Consider the following 16,093-nt stretch of genomic DNA (forward strand, 5'->3'; position numbering starts at 1 on the left):
TGCACCTTAGTTATTCTTGGATGTTCTATAGGATGTTCTTTAAATGCCGTAAGCAAAACCCAAACCATGTGTGACAGGGTTAATGTAGGTTTGGCATTTTACTTGATACAACGATTCGATGGTCTCCGGCGTCAATACCTGCTCCGGTGTACCGTGAGCATAGATTTCCCCCTGCTTGACAGCATAGATGTAGTCACAGTAATACGCAGCCATCTCCAAATCATGCAGGGCCGCCAGTACACCAATATTCAGTTCCTTGACACAGGATAGAATCTCTAGCTGATAACGGATATCCAGGTGGTTCGTAGGCTCGTCCAGAATCATGAATTGCGGTTGCTGAGCAATCGTTCTCGCCAGGATAACCCGCTGCTTCTCACCACCGGATAATGATAAATAACTGCGATCCTTGTAATGAAGCAGATTTGTTCTAGCGAGCGCATCCTCCACAATGTCATAGTCTTCTTGTTTATCCGACTCTAGCATTTTCTTGTGGGGAGTGCGTCCCAGCATGACCATCTGCTTCACGCTGAGATCAAAATTCATCTCATTAAATTGCCCCACAACACCCAAGCGACGGGATACCTTCTTCTCTGTGGTGTTCAGAACATCCATGTCGCCTAGATGGACTACGCCACTCTGGGGAACGATGCTCTTGTAGATGCTTTTGAGCAACGTGGATTTTCCGCAACCATTGGGCCCAATGAGACCTACAAACTGACGTTTCTTCACCAGAATCGAGACGTTTCTTACAATCTCTTTCTTGCCGATACTGACGCCCATTCCTTGTGCGCTCAATTCCATTTATTTAGCCTCCGAAATTGTAGCCTTTTTTCACAATCATATAGATAAATAGCGGTGAACCTATGACCGATGTAATGATACCGATCGGCAGCTCCACATTGGTGATTAGCGTTCTGGATAAAATGTCCGACCAGATCAGGAACAACCCGCCAAGCAATAATGTGCCTGGCAAGAGACGCTTATGGTCCGCACCGAATAGCCCCCGCGAAATATGGGGTACAATCAGGCCTACAAAGCCGATCATCCCGGCATAAGCAACCATAGTCCCCGTAATCAGGGCCGTTACGATCATGTACAGCTTGCGATAAGCACTGAGGTTGATACCAAGCGTAATGGCGGACTCGTCGCCGACCAGCATGGTGTTGAGTACCCGATGCTGGAATAGAAACGCCACACAGCCCAATAACACAATGACGGCCAGCACCGGCGCTTTCTGCCAGCTTGCTGAAGCCAGACTCCCCATGGACCAGAAGGTCACTGTTTTGATACCCTCGGCGTTATTCGCAAAATAGATAATCAGACTTGAAAAGGAACTGCACAGCGCTCCGATCACAACCCCGGACAAAACCAGCTTCACCGAGGTGGCTTTGCCGCCAATACTTGACAGCACCAGCACGGCTACTGAGGTGATCATCGCACCTACGAAGGCTCCGAACGCAACACCTAATTGTGCCAGCATCGCGCCACTACCAAACCCAACCAGGATAGCAAAGGTAGCTCCTAGTGAAGCTCCCGATGAAATCCCGAGAATATAAGGATCGGCAAGCGGATTTTGGACAACCGCCTGCATAATGGCTCCACACAAAGACAACCCCATGCCGATGATCAAGGCGAACAGGACGCGGGGCATTCTCACTTGCATAATGATGTTCAAGTAAGACTCGTTATCGATCTTGTCAATCGAGCCAAGATAGCCGTGGGTCAACGTATGCAGCATAATGTTCATGGATTGCATGAACGGAATATGTACCTGCCCGATAGACACGGATAATACGGAGGATACCACAATCAATCCGATTAAACTGCAAATGATCGTATAATAAAGACGACCTTTCTCTCTTTTTTTGGCGTCAATCACACTCAAAAATTCACCTCCCTGTCCACTCCTCTATCATTTGATAATTATTAGTGATAACGATTATCATTATCATATATTACATGATCCGTAGCTTCATTTCAATCCTTTAGTATGCAAAAGCTCCCCGACCCGGCTTCTTCGCTTGGTGGGGAGCTTTCTTTTCTTTTTGTTTTTGAGTCTTATTTTAGCGCCAGTCCATATTCACTTTGCCTCTGGCCTCTTCGGCATACAGATGCAGTGTTATCCTGCCCGAATCGGGAAGGTCACTCAAATCCCAAATATAAGGGGTGTCCAAATCGTTGAGCAGAAGCCTCTCCTGCTCTTTGCCATCCACGGATATAGCCGCTTCGACCGTACCTTTCTTGATTTCGGTGTCCAGCGTGATTTGACGTGGTTCTCCCTGCTTGAGGTCAATAGCCTGAACCTTCTCACCATCAAAATACCAGAAAGACAGCTTCCATAACCCCGGTCGCATCGTTTGCGCCTGTCCAATGGAAACATTCTTGGCCGCAAACATTTCGGGCTGAGCGCTATAGAGACTTCCGAAGACGATTCCGAGCACCAGCAAACTGGTTAGGATCATGCCCACCAGTGCGGCGATTAACGGCTTCTTGCTGTGCTTCACATCTGAAGGCACGATCATCCCCGGTTGAACCAACGAGGCGCCGCAATTCGAGCAATAGTATTTGCCAGGCTCCGTTTGGCCACCACATGAAGCACATCGTACTGTTTGCTGCCTGCGACCAATCAGAAAGTAGAGCAGCAGGCCCATCAAATTAGGCACTAGAACTACAATTACAGTCCATATTTTGGCATCAAGGCCACGTGCCTTGGCATCCCGATACGTCCATATTCCCAAACAAGTTCTAAACCCCAGCACCAACAATAATACCACGCCAATTCCAATCCACATTTGCTCATAGCTCATCCACGACATAGCGTTTACGCTCCTTTCTGGTCCATACCTGAGCCGCTGCTGATAATGTCACCGAGCAGAGGATAAGGCCGGCCCCCGTCGGCAGCGATAGCAAAGACAACCATGAGTTGGGAAACATAAAATTCACGCCAACCACCATAGTGATTGTCTGCAATCCTCCGATGACCGTCGGCAGCCACCACGATAACTCCCGCTTGGCAGGTTGCTGGCGTATTTGCTCAAGAAGAGCTGCCTGAACGGCTGGAGGCGGAATTTCTTCTTCCGTCAGAGACATACGAAGTAATCCATCAAATTTCTCTTCATCCGTCATAACCTGATTCCTCCAATCTCAATTTGAGTTTCTGACGCCCTTGATGCAGCCGACTCTTAACAGTGCCTTGGGGAATACGCAGCACGTCCGAAATATCCTGAACAGACATGTCAGCCATGTAATAGAGCAGCACAGGCACTCGCAAGGCATCAGACAATTGCTGCACCGCCTCTCGGAGCTCGATTTGAGTTTGCTGCTGCTCTACCATTTTCTCCGTGGACCTCTTGTCAGGCACTTCATTCACTTGAGCATGATTGTAGTTCAAGGGGGCAATTCTTTGTCTCCGGGCAAATTTTCTCCGTTCATCCGACCAGATCCTGGTAGCTATCGACATTAGAAACCCGGCCGGATTATGGGATAAATCCAGGGTTCCCTTCATATCAAGAATGCGAAGATAGGTTTGCTGGTACAGGTCATCCGCATCGCCCGAGGTAAAAGCCAGCCTTCGGCAGAAGGTGTACAACCGGGTGCCATAATCACGTACCAGTTGTTCGACAACTTCCCTCTCTGTTGCCACGCTCTCCCCTCCCTTCACTTATATATCCGCACATGAATGGATTTGGTTCTATTTAGAGGTTGTTCAAAAAGTCGTCTTTCCAGGACGGAGTTGTTCGAGGAGTAAGTTCAACATCGAATCTTGAATTCAGCCGGGCCAAGCCTATGCTTCCGAAGTCGTTTTCTCCGAAAACGTGTAGCTCCGCTACTCAGTCCCTAGCTTCACCCAACTCAAGCGTTTTGAAAAAACGCACATCGAAAGCATAAGCTTTGGTCCTGTAAACCCGACTTTTTGAACTCGCACTATTAAGAGGTTGTTCTTCCTTATAACTGAATGACCTTTGTAGCGATCTGCTCGCAGAATTCGCGATCATGCTCGACAAATAGCAAGGTAGGCGCATATTCCAGCAGCAGATTTTCAATCTGCATACGGGAGATGACGTCGATAAAATTCAGCGGCTCATCCCAGACCAGCAAATGCGACTGCTCGCACAGGCTGCGGGCAATCAGCACTTTTTTCTTCTGGCCCCCGCTATAATCCGCCATATCCTTCTCGAATTGAATTCGGGAGAAATCCAGCTTCCGCAAGATCGCCTTGAACAAGCTCTCATCAATACCATGCTCCCTGGCATAGTCCGAGCAATTCCCCTGCAAATATGAGGTATCCTGTGATACGTAAGATATCTTCAACCGGCTACCGATCCGAAGCGTCCCTGTATAAGCAAGCTCTTCACCACAAATGAGCTTCAAGATGCTAGATTTTCCTGAGCCGTTCTTACCGGTTAAGGCAATTCGGTCTCCCTGCTGAATGGAGAAGCTGATGTCCGGGCTAGCCTGCTTCTGCCCATAATAGATCGCAACCCGACCCAGCTCGGCTAGCTGGGTTTTGTGGTAAGGCATTTGGGCAATTTTCAGACTTTCTGAAGTCTCCACGCTCTTAAGTAGCTTGGACTTGTGCTCAATAGCCGATTGCTGGCGCTGTTCCAGCGACTTGGAGCGCTTCATCATTTTGGCTGCCTTATGACTGACGTAGCCTTTGTCCGCCTTGACCCCTGAGATCCGTGTACCATTCTTGGTTTTCTCTACCGCCTGCGACCATTCTCCAGTGCGTTTGGCTGCTTCGGCCAATCGCTTGACGTCCTTGCGAAGCACCTCGTTCTCTGCCAGTTCGCGTTGATCTTGCCGCCGCTTATTTTCCCACCAGTCCGAGAAGTTCCCTTTCTGTACGGTGATATCCGTTTTGTTGATGGACAGAATATGATCGACGCAGCGATCAAGAAATGATCGGTCATGGGACACCAGAATATATCCACTCTTCCGATTTAAATATTCGCTGACCAGTTCCCGGCCAGCCAGGTCCAAATGATTGGTGGGTTCATCGATGAGCAGAAAGCGATTTTCCTTCAGAAAGAGGGATGCCAACATGACTTTGGTTTGTTCACCGTTAGATAATGATTGATAGGGTCGATACAATACGTCCTCCCCAACCTGCAACAAGGAAAGCTCGCGCAGCAGCTCCCACTGCACTACATTTGGAACAATCTCGGTCACGACGTCCAGGGTATGATGTTCTGGATGCAGAACCTTGAAGGGGAAATATTCAAACTCCATATCCGCAGAGATTTGTCCACTGTAGACATGTTTGCCTAATAACAGCTCCAGAAAAGTAGTTTTCCCCCGTCCATTTCTCCCCGTGAACCCAAGCTTCCAATTCGTATCCATCTGAAAGCTGACGTCTTCAAAGATTGGATCGTAGCTTCCTTCATAAGCAAAAGTTAAATGACTCACATTAATTAATGTCATAAATTTATTTCCTCCCGCACGTAAAAAGGCTGCAAGAAAGTTTCCCTTCTTACAGCCCAGGCGGATAACACAAATCCGAACCTCTACGCATCAAGGCATCAAGCGAAAAAGTTCGAACCGCATATACGATTGGAGTGAGAAGATGGAATTACTTTCTTGCGCAAGAATAAAACAGACATGCGAAAATAAACCTCGCATTCCATATCCATTCCTTAGCAAGAAATATCCATCCACTTCAGCTCCCTCATTAAAGTTAGGTGTATCTTATCATAACTGTTAAGCGATTTCAATCTGTAGGGCCCTTGATGCTGATCTAACTCACACGAGTAGGAAATTCTCCTGCTAATATACGGAAATAAGCTGGTTTTGGACATTTACCTGGAAAAGCTCCCTATAATTCTAAGCTATAAGTCCATATTCGGCGATCCAGCGTAAATTATATGGATCAATTCCCTCTAATACTTAATAGGTCCTTTAGAAGCTAGTTTTAGTTGGAGGATTTCCTGTTAAATGAAGCTTTTCTCCCTGTTCATCACAGGTTTACCGCCAGAAAGGATTGTGGCCCAGACCTTTGCCGGAAGGCATAGCGCCGGGGACTCCCTCGGCCTCAAGCAGTGGGCGGATGACGAGCTTGGTGGGCCACTCGTGCTGGGCAAAGACCGCCCTGAATAACTCTTCTTGATCTTCCTCGGGCAACCCGGCAGTTTGCAGTGCTGATTTCCAAGCCAGCTCCGTAATCTCCCAGAAACGGGCAGACTCAAGCTCATAAGCACGGCTTAAGGCTTCAATAATGCTGCCAAGGTTGAGTTGTGTCCCAAGCGACTGTACATAGAAGATCAGCTTATGGATGGTCTCGTTGTATAGGCTGTTGGAATAGCCGGGACGGATATGGTATTTGGGATCGCCAATGCCGTGCTTATCCAGATACGGTGGATGTAGCCGTACAGAATCGTGGTCACGGAACAATAGAGCCCGCGGGCGTCCATGCTCCAGCACCAAACAGCAATTCTGCCCGTGAATTTCCGGCATGACCCCTATCTTGAACAACCGCATAACCACGTCATAGAACAAGTAGGCCAGCTCACGGTAGAAGCTGATGACCTCTTCGCTGGATAAACGTCTGCCCAGTAGCTCCGGCAGCATATGCCACCCCTCCCGCTCCACGCCTAGCGCCGCCATGGGGATGACCCGGTACCCTTCAGCAAACAGTGCCGCTGGATAGAGACGAATTTGTGCAGCCAAGTGGCGGGGATGGTCATCGAACAAGCCCATCTCACGGGGCATATACCCCCAGAAGTGTCGCTCTTCACATAAGAAGACCCGGTCTGCCAGCGTATCGTCGCACAGCACAGCCTGCCTTAGCAGCTTCTCCCCGGCCAGGCCATTCAGCAGCTTCACAACTGGCAAATAGCGGGCCGCCCCCAGGGATAGCACGCTGACCGGAAGCTTCAACATCGCTATGGAGCGTACCTTCGCTTCGTCCTCTTGACCAGTGAGTAGGCTTGCCGGGCTAAGAGATCTTAGCGAGGAAGTCGCCAGGAAATCTCCGCCTTCTGTGTCCAGTACAACGATGGTCCCCTCCGCGATCTCCCGGTCAAAGCGGGGCAGGATCACCTGCTGCAACTGCCAGGGATGCACAGGCAACGGAACATATTGACCCGGTGTAAGCCCACGTTGTTGCAGTTCACTTTCCAGCCGGGAGCGTTCTTCCCCACCAAGCAGGTCAAGACAGGACCATTCCTCCTGCTCAGTCCCCCGCTCCACCGTATCTGCCCGCAGGGCCACCCAGCGCAGACGCACCGGCTTGCCAAACTCCGCCGAATATTGTTCGTAATCCTGATCACTGAAGCCCACCTTCGCCTTGGACGAAGGATGGAACGGACGATCCCGCAGCGCGGCCACCTGTTCTCCCCTGATAAACCAGCCATAAGGCGAATTGGGAAGATCGTCCAGCAATCGCTGTACGGCCGCCGGATTCAAGCTAAGTGCTAGTTGCTGCACAGCCAGCTTCAAGCCTGCCAGAAAGTCGGCTACTCCCGGCTGAGCGTAGGCGTCCTCCGTCAGTGCTGAACGCAACACCACATCCGCCAACTCCTCGGGAGAAGTTACTACGCTCCAACCTTCACCCCGCTCCTGTTTGAAGATAGGCGTGTCCTGCACCCATTGCAGTCCTGTTCGCTGGTTCTCTTTCAGTAAGAAGGCCGTTTCTGCCACATAAACCATAGTATGGGTGCTCTCACTACTGTCGCTGAATAACCCTCTAATATGTTCAGGCGCCGCAGTTATCGGCAATAAGGTTCGCTCGTCCGGTTCAAAGAACCGTTCACTTAGCAGCGTGTTCAGCAAATCCGCCATTACTTGCACTTGAGCAGCCTTGCGGCCTGTGTTGATTGACTTGGTTTCGGTCCCCATAATCATTTCCTTCCGTTAAATAATAAAATTGCGGATGCGGGTGCGAGAGAAAATCATGATGCGATATGGTCCAGCAATACGCTCCGGATTGTTGGAACACTACAATATCGCCTACGCGCAGCCGTTCAACGGCCGCATTGGCATGCATCCGATCCTTGGGTGTACAGAGCTCCCCGACCAACGTCACCTTCTCTTGCCGGATTTCGGGTCTGGGGAAGGGATGGCTCCACCGTTCCGCGGGCAGCACCTCAAATGGCTGATTATGTCCCCATGATGCGGGTAAGCGATGGTGGTGTGTTCCACCTCGAAGTACGGCAAAATACTGATCATGCGACGATTTGAGATCGATCACCTCGGCGGCATAATATCCATGATTGGCCACCAGGTAACGGCCCGGCTCGAACCACAGCTTCGTGCCTGGAAGCTCCTTTAGAGCTTCGCTGGCCCCAATCAGTTCCGTGAAGGCCCACCAGTCAAAGGGCGGAGCTCCTTCGTAGGAAATACCAAATCCACCACCTGCATTCACGATCTCCAGCTTGAGTCCATACCGCTCGCTCCACATCGCTGCCTTGCGTAAGTAGAACTCAATCATTTCAGCATGGAGCCGAGCATTCAGATTATTGGATAACGAGTGAAAATGAAAGCCACTGAAGTGTACCCTCCCCCGTCCCTCTTCACGAAGAATTGTTAGGGCTGCTTCCAGTAAATCTTCATCCAGACCAAAGGGCGTGGGCCGCCCACCCATGGTAATTCCCGTCTCGGGCAACGTGCTTGTTCGTAAATTCATGCGAAGCAATATGCGAACAGGTTCACTGCGTCCCTCGGCTAACTGAATGAGTCGCCGCAATTCCAGCAGACTTTCCACATGGATATAAGCAACGTTATGGCGTAGAGCCGTGGCTAGTTCAGCTGCGGTTTTGCCCGGCCCACCAAATAGAACAGGCACGCTGGCGCTCACCTCTCTGACCTTGAGCAGTTCTCCTGCGGAGGCCACCTCAAAGCCTGCAACATACGGCAGTAACGCCTCGATAATGCGGAGGTCCGGGTTAGCCTTAATGGCATAGAACAGCCCCGCTCGTTCCGGCAAACGGGATAACATGGCCTGCACCTGTGCCTGAATGCCCTCCAAATCATATAAATAGGCGCAAAAAGGCTCCTCAAGGCTGGCCGCTTGCAGCTTCACCAGCCGCTCCTTTACCGTATCCTTCATATCCACTCACCCATATCTCTGTAGTCGCCTAGCTTCTTCCAGTAAGCGCGGAACGCCGTATTTCTGTCGTCGCCCAGCACAAACATACGTACACCTTGCTCAGCCAAGGCAGGCATATCCTCCTTGCTCCTTGCCACTGCCGCGTATGGGATCCCGTATTGATGTGCGGTTAGTCGTAGCTGCTCCAGATGGTCAAGCACCTCGGGATGCTGGGTCTGCCATGGCACCCCCAAAGATTGCGACAGGTCAGCCGCCCCTTCCAGCACAAAGCTGACCTGTGGATGAGTCAGGATAGCTTCGCGGTTCTTGATTCCCTCCACGCTCTCAATCATTGGCACCAGCATAACGGCCTCATTGGCCTCCCTAATGTAATCAGTTAATGCGTGTTTGGCGAAGGTCCCGGCTCGCCCGCTATTCAGGCTGCGGCGGCCAACAGGATGATAATAGGCGTGGCGGGCAGCTTCCTCAAGCTGTTCCCTCTGCTGGACATGAGGAATCACAATCCCCTGGGCTCCGCAATCCAGCACCTTCAGGATTTCAGCCCGGTCGATACCGGAGACCCTGACCAGGGGTGTCATTCCTAGCAATTCCGCAGCCCGAACCAGTTCCTCGATCTGCTCCATGCTGATCGTGGCATGTTCATGATCGATGATGACGAAGTCATATTCCGCATGACCAATCATCTCTACAATGACCGGATGCGGGATGGAAACGAACAACCCAAACACAGGCTGGCCGCTCTCTATTTTCAGCTTGAGCGTATTTGGCCTGATCATAAGGTTTCTACTTCCTTAGCCTGCCGAAGCGGATTGCGGACCTTCCTGAAATATAACTCGCCATCCCCATAGAGCCGCCGCTTGGTCATTTCCTCAATTAAGGCATCCTCGGCAAACAGATCGTATTCCTTGAACGCTTCTTCATACTCGGGGTGTTGCTCCTGATACTGAACGATAGTCTCGCTGCACCAAATCCAGAATTGCTGCTCCGCCAGTCCGAAGCCTTGCAGCACCCAGGCGATTTCCGACAGGCAGATGAAGAAAAAGGCATCATATACATAATCCCGCACATCTGCCGGAGCTTCGGCATGAATGAACGAGTAGCGATTGAACTGGCGGTGCACCTCCGGCTCGGGATGCAACCTTGGCGCACGGTCTGGCTGGCGTAGCTTGCCCGGCACGAACCGGACACCATCATGCAAATCCTTGACGATCATCCGCTTAGGCAGTCCATTCTCCAGCACAAGAATGATATTCTGCGCATGCGCTTCGAGCGCCAGGCCATGGGCATAGAGCAAATGAATCATAGGAACGGTCAATACCCGAATCAGTGCCTTGGCCCATGCAGCTACGCCATGCTGGAGCAGGAACGAACGGATTAAGGGCTCTCCGTTTTTCTGTACCAGACTCACTCCATTCAGCGGCCAGGCCTCTTCACCTTCTTCCAGATGCACGACTACATTTTCGCGCCAAATCGCCCCCAATGAACCGTAGGCCTGTTCTTGCTGTATAGGCAGCAATTCATCATATCGGAAGGAAATGCCAAGCACTTCCTTGAGAATGGCGAACTGCTCTTGCTGCAACAGTTCATCCTCCCTGACCAATTGCTCCAGCCAATCGCTGATCAAGGGAGCGTTCTGGGTTGTGTGATAAGCCAGAATTCTCCCCGACGACGTGTTGGTAATGCCTAAGGATAGCTTAAGGTAAGGCGCCTTGTCATTCCCACGGTGCGACCATGTACGAATCGATTGTTGGGCCCTATACCCACCTTCCGCGTACCCGAGCGGAATCATCTCCCCGTTAAGCCGCTGGGAAGTGAAGATCGTCTCCAGCCGATGCTCCCATTGCCAGGGATGGACCGGAATCATGACATATTTCTGCTGATCTTGGACTCCGGCTTGCTCCAGGATTTGCCCGAACCGCTCGATATCTCCAGCCGTCAAATGCTGCTTGTAAAGCTCTGCCGCCGTATGCCCTGCTGAAACGCTTATATCCACAAGCCCTCCCTGGACCGCAATCCAGAACAGGCTCAGACTTTGATTAAATTCCGGCCCATACCGGCCGTTGTCGCTGAGCGTAAACCCAAGTCTGGATTTATAGGCAGGATGGTAAGGATGTCCCTCGGTCATATGGCTCTCCAAAGCCTCATAGTGACGCTCTGATTCCGTAATACTTTCCGGCAATATCTCCAGGCTCTGGCTATCCTTCGCCAGTGTCTCAAGCAGTTCCTCGATAAAAACGGTCAACCGCTCTCCCTTAAGCTTGTTGTGAATCAACTCCGTCAGAAACAAATAGGGATCATGGCAGGGCTCACCGGCTCGCTGGAGGGAATGGGGCACAATCTTGATCCGACCGAACGAAAATTTCTCCTCCGCTTGGCAAGCATATTCGACAGGATGGTCATTCAGGTCCATTCCCTGAGTCCGCCACATCTCTCCCGAGCGGATATAGTCCAGTATCCCCTCAAACCACAAGGCCTCCAGCGTCTGGCGCATCACTCTCTCCCGAGCATCTGTGGAACTTGCTCTATTTGGCCGGGCCACGCTTACTCTTGTTCCCATTCGTTCACGCCTCCCTTAACATATTGGGGACCTCGGCATAGGACGGATTCTCCCCGCTGTCCATCAGGCAGCTCAGCATATTCCGCTTGGCCGGGAAATTCTCTACCGTCAGCAAATATTTGGCGAAGCCGTTGTCGCCTCTAGCCTGCTCGCGTCTAAGCGCCTGGCGCACCATATACCAATACTGCTCCTCCGGCACCTTGGCATCCCGCGCCATAGCATGGATCAGCGAGCCTAAATGATTGACGAACAGATAATAGGAGGTTCTGGACCAGGCCTGCTCTCTGGAATAAAATAAAGGACTCGGTGGGGCCGTCTCTTGCTCCTCCGATGGTTCCAGACGCTGTTCCACACTGACACCTTCGAGGTCGCGGACAATGAAGGATTCCGGCAGCCCATTGCGAATCGTTAGCAGCGTATTTTGCAGATGGGCCTCAAAATGAATACCCTTCGTCCAGGCCAAACGTACAAGCGGCAACAGCGATACTTCAAGATATTTTTCAAACCAGACCTCGGGCGATATATTCCCCTTGTTGATCATGTCCATCAAGCGGGAGGGAGCCGCTGACAGAGGGGCCTCTACCAAGCTCGCCATGACAAAGGTACAGGACTGATCAAAGGCAATCGGACGGTAAGCGACCGTAAATAACCGGGTAATTGCCTCATCATTAAAAGCGCAGGTGGTCACCCCTGTTTCATAGGCGATATGAGCTGGAGCATCCGGGCCAAATCCACCCTGTTGCAGCAAATAACGGGAAGCATCCATGGTTCTGCGCATTTGCTCATCGCTGTTGGTACGGATCATGTTGGTAATTTGCAGGTTCAGGGGCAACTTCAGATTGCAGTTCATTTCAGGGATATAGACCGTGCGTACCGAGGTAGTAGGATAGGCAGCCGGTCCAAAGACGCCAAGAGGAATCAGTTTGCGAGAGCGAACATAGGCGTCTACTTTGGGTAATGCGAGCACATGCTCATATTGCCAAGGATGGGCAGGTAGTAATGTATATTGGTGTTGGTTCTCTCTGAGCTGACGACGGAGCTCGAAGGTCATGCTTTCGGGTAGCTCAATCTTAAGCTCCTCTGCCACCCACTCTTCCCGGTAGACCTCCTTACTTACAGCAAAATAAGCAAGCTGGAACGAGGTCCGAAGTTCGGGACTGTATCGCTGCACATCCTCACCCGTGAACCCGGAGACATGCTTGGGGAACGGATGGAACGGATGGCCATAGATGAGCGCCTGTTCCGAGGAACAGTAATCATAAACCACATATTCAGCGGATCGTTCAATATAGAGAGCGAGGTTACGGCAACTGTTGTTGATTTTATCCATAAAAGCAGCTTGCAAGGCTGCGCTCAGTGGTGTATCTGCCGTAGATAACCGTGTCTGCTCCAGTTCAGTCATGATCCACCTGGCTAATGCTGAGAACTCAACACCCCCGCCCTCGCCTTGTACGTTGAACCAATTCATGCAGTTATATTCATGCTCCCCCATCGCCGAGTAGTAGGCCAACTGGCCAAATACCGTAACTCCGCTTGCGGGAAAAGCAATTGCATAATCGCTTACCTGGGGCTTCAATCGTATCTGGGTACGCTTCTCCTGCGCCAGCTCACGGATATAGCAGTTAAGCAGTAGCTTGCACGTATGTGCATTGGCTTGCTTTAGGCTTTCTGGCCGAGGCCTGTTTGCCGTCCTCCACAAAGATGCCACCTTCTTTCTCACTAGGTAGAATAACTTCAGCATGAGGCTGGCGTGGTAGCCGCCTCTAAAGCTTCGGCCAGAGACTTCTCGAAGATATCCAGTACAACCTCTGCTTCGTATTCGCTAATATAACTTCAGCATGAGGCTGGCGTGGTAGCCGCCTCTAAAGCTTCGGCCAGAGACTTCTCGAAGATATCCAGTACAACCTCTGCTTCGTATTCGCTAATAATCAGTGGTGGCAGAAACCGAATGACCGAAGACCGGCGGCCACCGACCTCAACAATAAGGCCGTTCTGGAAGCATTTTTGCTGAATAGCCGCGGCTATCTCACCAGCAGGTGGGTAATGCCCAAGTTGATCGCGTGCTCCCTTCGTGTCCACCATCTCTATGCCGATCATCAGTCCGCGACCACGCACATCGCCAATGGCTTCATACCGCTCCTGCAAGTTGCCCAGTCTCGCCATAAATTGTCGGCTTCGCTCCTCCACATTCCGCAGGACGTTCTGCTCTCGAATATAGCGCAGCGTAGCCAGCCCTGTAGCCATGGCGAGCTGGTTCCCACGGAAGGTTCCGGTATGGGCGCCTGGGCGCCAGACATCGAGTTCTTCCTTGTAGATAATCATGGACATGGGCAGTCCGCCGCCAATGGCTTTGGAGCATATGATGACATCAGGCACAATTCCGGCATGCTCGAAGGAGAACATTTTACCGGTCCGGCCAATTCCCGTCTGCACCTCGTCAATAATTAACGGCAGGTTCCGCTCGGCTGTCATCCGCCGTAGTGCCCGTAGCCACTCCAGATCGGCGGGAATCGCACCTCCCTCGCCTTGCACCGTCTCCACGATAATAGCGCAGGGGTCCGAAATGCCGCTCTCGGGATCATCTAGCAAGTTTTCAGTGTAGCTTGCGCTTAGCTTGGCCGTCATTTCCCCGCCCATGCCGAACGGACAACGGTACTCATAGGGAAATGGAAGGAAATGCACGTCAGGCAGCAAGCTTTGCAAGTCCTGCTTCTTGTCCAGATTGCCGCTCATCGCCATGGTGGCCTGCGTGGAGCCATGATAGGCTCCCTGGAAGGCCAGGATCGACTTGCCATGAGTTGCATGCTTAACCAGCTTAATAGCCGCTTCTACGGCATCGGCCCCGGTTGGTCCGCAGAACTGGATTTTACTATGATCTCTGAAGCCCTCCGGCAGCAAAGCAAAGATCTCTTCCATAAACGCAAGCTTTAGTGGAGTAGCCAGGTCGAGCGTATGCAGCGGAATTTCCTGTTCAATAACGCTGCGAATTGCTTCAAGAGCTACCTCATGATTATGTCCCAGGGCCAGCGTACCCGCTCCAGCCAGGCAGTCGTAATACGTCTTTCCTTCCGTATCTGTTACCCGCATACCCTTGGCTTTCGCAATGACTAACGGAAAATGCCGGGGATAGGCTCGGGCACTCGATTCCTTCTCTTCCTGACGCTTTAAGAGTTCATTCTGGATATTTCGGACCTTTGCTGACATATCGGGCTTACGCTCCTTTTTATGGTCTAGGCCTTGGCTAAAGGCACCTCTTCGAATAAATACTCCAGGTATAAGCGAAAAACATCCTGTGAAGCGCCTTCATAAGGAATAGCATGGTGCGTCATATCAGGCAAGGCGTTCACCTCCAATACTCCACCGGAAGCCAGCGTAATAGGTTCACCGATATCCCGGCAGCGCATATCGATTCCGGCGACATCAATATCAAGTGCCTTGGCCGCCTGGATAGCGATCGCTACGTTCTCGGGACAGATGGTGCTTGTCCGGTCAGCATATACTTCGCGGACATCCACGGCTGATGCATAGTGTGTATCCTGTACGCTTACTTTGTCTCCAGCAGTAATAATTTCATCCAGCGTCTTTTCCTGAAATTGTAATGCGGCCAGCAAGCTTGCTGAATCCAGAGAAATTTGTGGAAAAGCCTCGATCTGGACAGCTCCGCTGCGAAGTATACGCGTGGTGTTCAACCGCCTAATCAGTTCCCTTAGCGAGGACGAACCGTCACCGGTTATATAAGCGGGAGAATACTCTGTCACCGCCGCAACCTGACCATTTATGACTAATACACGAAAATCCAGTCCCGGAACGAACTGTTGCAGCATGACTTGACCGCCAGGTTCGCCGCTGGCCTGACGGATCGCGTTCTCAAGCTGGGCTTCCGTACGTACATCGAGCGTAACCCCGGCCCCTCCACTGGCATCTAGCGGCTTGACTACGACCGAGCCTTGAGCCGCCAGGAACTGTTGCGCTTCCAGAGATGCCTTGGTAACTACAAGATAGGACGGTACTGGAAGCCCTTGCTGCTCCAGTAGCCGATTGGTGACCTGCTTGTTCTTCGCCATTAATCCGGCAATCAGGGGCAGCCTGTGGGAACGAGTTTTATTGATAATAAGGCTCTCCCCCCGGTACGTTAGCTCCAGAAAATCTTCACAACCTTCCAGAAGCAAGCGGGAGCGAATTCCCAATTCTTCGGCTTTGCTGATGATCAGTTGGTTTAGCGTATTGCGGCTCTTTGCCGGATACACCACATAACCCCTCCCTAGAGCGCCGATATATATACAAGCCGGGCTCATTCGACTTATTATGATAATGATTATCAATATCATTGATAATATCTTAAATTAAGGATTCATTAATTGTCAATAATAAACTCTAAAGGGAATAAATTCTTTTCTCAAGAGAATAGCTCCATGTAGGCAAGCGTGATGGTAGTTCATGAGTATCGCTTGCCCGCATGGAGCTGATGTGTGGAGTGACCTGGTAAAAGG

The 16,093-nt window shown here is 51.2% G+C and carries 13 protein-coding genes; all 13 read right to left on the reverse strand.

The window, feature by feature from the left end:
* Positions 1-39 precede the first annotated feature (39 nt).
* The gene (locus BN3279_RS19470; protein ID WP_059053145.1) at positions 40-801 is read right to left on the reverse strand and encodes an ABC transporter ATP-binding protein; all 762 of its coding nucleotides are present in this window, start codon (positions 799-801) and stop codon (positions 40-42) included.
* A gap of 4 nt (positions 802-805) precedes the next feature.
* Positions 806-1,879: a FecCD family ABC transporter permease gene (locus BN3279_RS19475; protein ID WP_392396885.1), complete on the reverse strand. Its 1,074-nt coding sequence runs from the start codon at positions 1,877-1,879 to the stop codon at positions 806-808.
* Between the two features lie 184 nt (positions 1,880-2,063).
* Positions 2,064-2,816, reverse strand: coding sequence for a hypothetical protein (locus BN3279_RS19480; protein WP_059053148.1), 753 nt, complete (start codon positions 2,814-2,816; stop codon positions 2,064-2,066).
* Positions 2,797-3,126: a hypothetical protein gene (locus tag BN3279_RS19485; RefSeq protein WP_059053150.1), complete on the reverse strand. Its 330-nt coding sequence runs from the start codon at positions 3,124-3,126 to the stop codon at positions 2,797-2,799. Before BN3279_RS19485 ends, BN3279_RS19480 begins: the two co-directional genes overlap by 20 nt.
* Positions 3,116-3,643, reverse strand: coding sequence for an RNA polymerase sigma factor (locus BN3279_RS19490; protein WP_059053152.1), 528 nt, complete (start codon positions 3,641-3,643; stop codon positions 3,116-3,118). Before BN3279_RS19490 ends, BN3279_RS19485 begins: the two co-directional genes overlap by 11 nt.
* 302 nt (positions 3,644-3,945) lie before the next feature.
* Positions 3,946-5,424 carry a ribosomal protection-like ABC-F family protein gene (gene abc-f, locus BN3279_RS19495; protein WP_059053154.1) on the reverse strand — a complete coding sequence of 493 codons (1,479 nt, stop codon included), beginning with the start codon at positions 5,422-5,424 and terminating at the stop codon, positions 3,946-3,948.
* 540 nt (positions 5,425-5,964) lie between these two features.
* Positions 5,965-7,836: an IucA/IucC family protein gene (locus BN3279_RS19500; RefSeq protein ID WP_059053156.1), complete on the reverse strand. Its 1,872-nt coding sequence runs from the start codon at positions 7,834-7,836 to the stop codon at positions 5,965-5,967.
* On the reverse strand, positions 7,748-9,046 hold the full coding sequence (locus BN3279_RS19505; RefSeq protein WP_082673144.1) for a type III PLP-dependent enzyme: 1,299 nt from the start codon (positions 9,044-9,046) through the stop codon (positions 7,748-7,750). Before BN3279_RS19505 ends, BN3279_RS19500 begins: the two co-directional genes overlap by 89 nt.
* Positions 9,043-9,822 (reverse strand): HpcH/HpaI aldolase family protein, encoded by a 780-nt coding sequence (locus BN3279_RS19510; protein WP_059053157.1) that lies wholly within the window; start codon positions 9,820-9,822, stop codon positions 9,043-9,045. Before BN3279_RS19510 ends, BN3279_RS19505 begins: the two co-directional genes overlap by 4 nt.
* The gene (locus tag BN3279_RS19515) at positions 9,819-11,603 is read right to left on the reverse strand and encodes an IucA/IucC family protein (protein ID WP_059053159.1); all 1,785 of its coding nucleotides are present in this window, start codon (positions 11,601-11,603) and stop codon (positions 9,819-9,821) included. Before BN3279_RS19515 ends, BN3279_RS19510 begins: the two co-directional genes overlap by 4 nt.
* A 4-nt stretch (positions 11,604-11,607) precedes the next feature.
* Positions 11,608-13,311 carry an IucA/IucC family protein gene (locus BN3279_RS19520; protein ID WP_232436892.1) on the reverse strand — a complete coding sequence of 568 codons (1,704 nt, stop codon included), beginning with the start codon at positions 13,309-13,311 and terminating at the stop codon, positions 11,608-11,610.
* A 125-nt stretch (positions 13,312-13,436) separates the two neighbouring features.
* Positions 13,437-14,807, reverse strand: coding sequence for a diaminobutyrate--2-oxoglutarate transaminase (locus tag BN3279_RS19525; protein WP_059053163.1), 1,371 nt, complete (start codon positions 14,805-14,807; stop codon positions 13,437-13,439).
* A 26-nt stretch (positions 14,808-14,833) separates the two neighbouring features.
* A complete protein-coding gene (locus tag BN3279_RS19530; RefSeq protein WP_059053165.1) occupies positions 14,834-15,850 on the reverse strand; it encodes an ATP-grasp domain-containing protein in 1,017 nt (338 codons plus the stop codon).
* Between the last annotated feature and the right edge of the window lie 243 nt (positions 15,851-16,093).

It is taken from the genome of Paenibacillus senegalimassiliensis, assembly GCF_001486585.1.
Classification (GTDB): Bacteria; Bacillota; Bacilli; order Paenibacillales; family Paenibacillaceae; genus Fontibacillus; species Fontibacillus senegalimassiliensis.

Excerpts from the sequence above, each read along its gene's own strand:
- BN3279_RS19470 (WP_059053145.1), bottom strand. The coding sequence starts at position 801 with ATGGAATTGAGCGCACAAGGAATGGGCGTCAGTATCGGCAAGAAAGAG.
- BN3279_RS19480 (WP_059053148.1), bottom strand. The coding sequence starts at position 2,816 with ATGTCGTGGATGAGCTATGAGCAAATGTGGATTGGAATTGGCGTGGTA.
- BN3279_RS19485 (WP_059053150.1), bottom strand. The coding sequence starts at position 3,126 with ATGACGGATGAAGAGAAATTTGATGGATTACTTCGTATGTCTCTGACG.
- abc-f (WP_059053154.1), bottom strand. The coding sequence starts at position 5,424 with ATGACATTAATTAATGTGAGTCATTTAACTTTTGCTTATGAAGGAAGC.
- BN3279_RS19500 (WP_059053156.1), bottom strand. The coding sequence starts at position 7,836 with ATGGGGACCGAAACCAAGTCAATCAACACAGGCCGCAAGGCTGCTCAA.
- BN3279_RS19505 (WP_082673144.1), bottom strand. The coding sequence starts at position 9,046 with ATGAAGGATACGGTAAAGGAGCGGCTGGTGAAGCTGCAAGCGGCCAGC.
- BN3279_RS19510 (WP_059053157.1), bottom strand. The coding sequence starts at position 9,822 with ATGATCAGGCCAAATACGCTCAAGCTGAAAATAGAGAGCGGCCAGCCT.
- BN3279_RS19515 (WP_059053159.1), bottom strand. The coding sequence starts at position 11,603 with ATGGGAACAAGAGTAAGCGTGGCCCGGCCAAATAGAGCAAGTTCCACA.
- BN3279_RS19525 (WP_059053163.1), bottom strand. The coding sequence starts at position 14,807 with ATGTCAGCAAAGGTCCGAAATATCCAGAATGAACTCTTAAAGCGTCAG.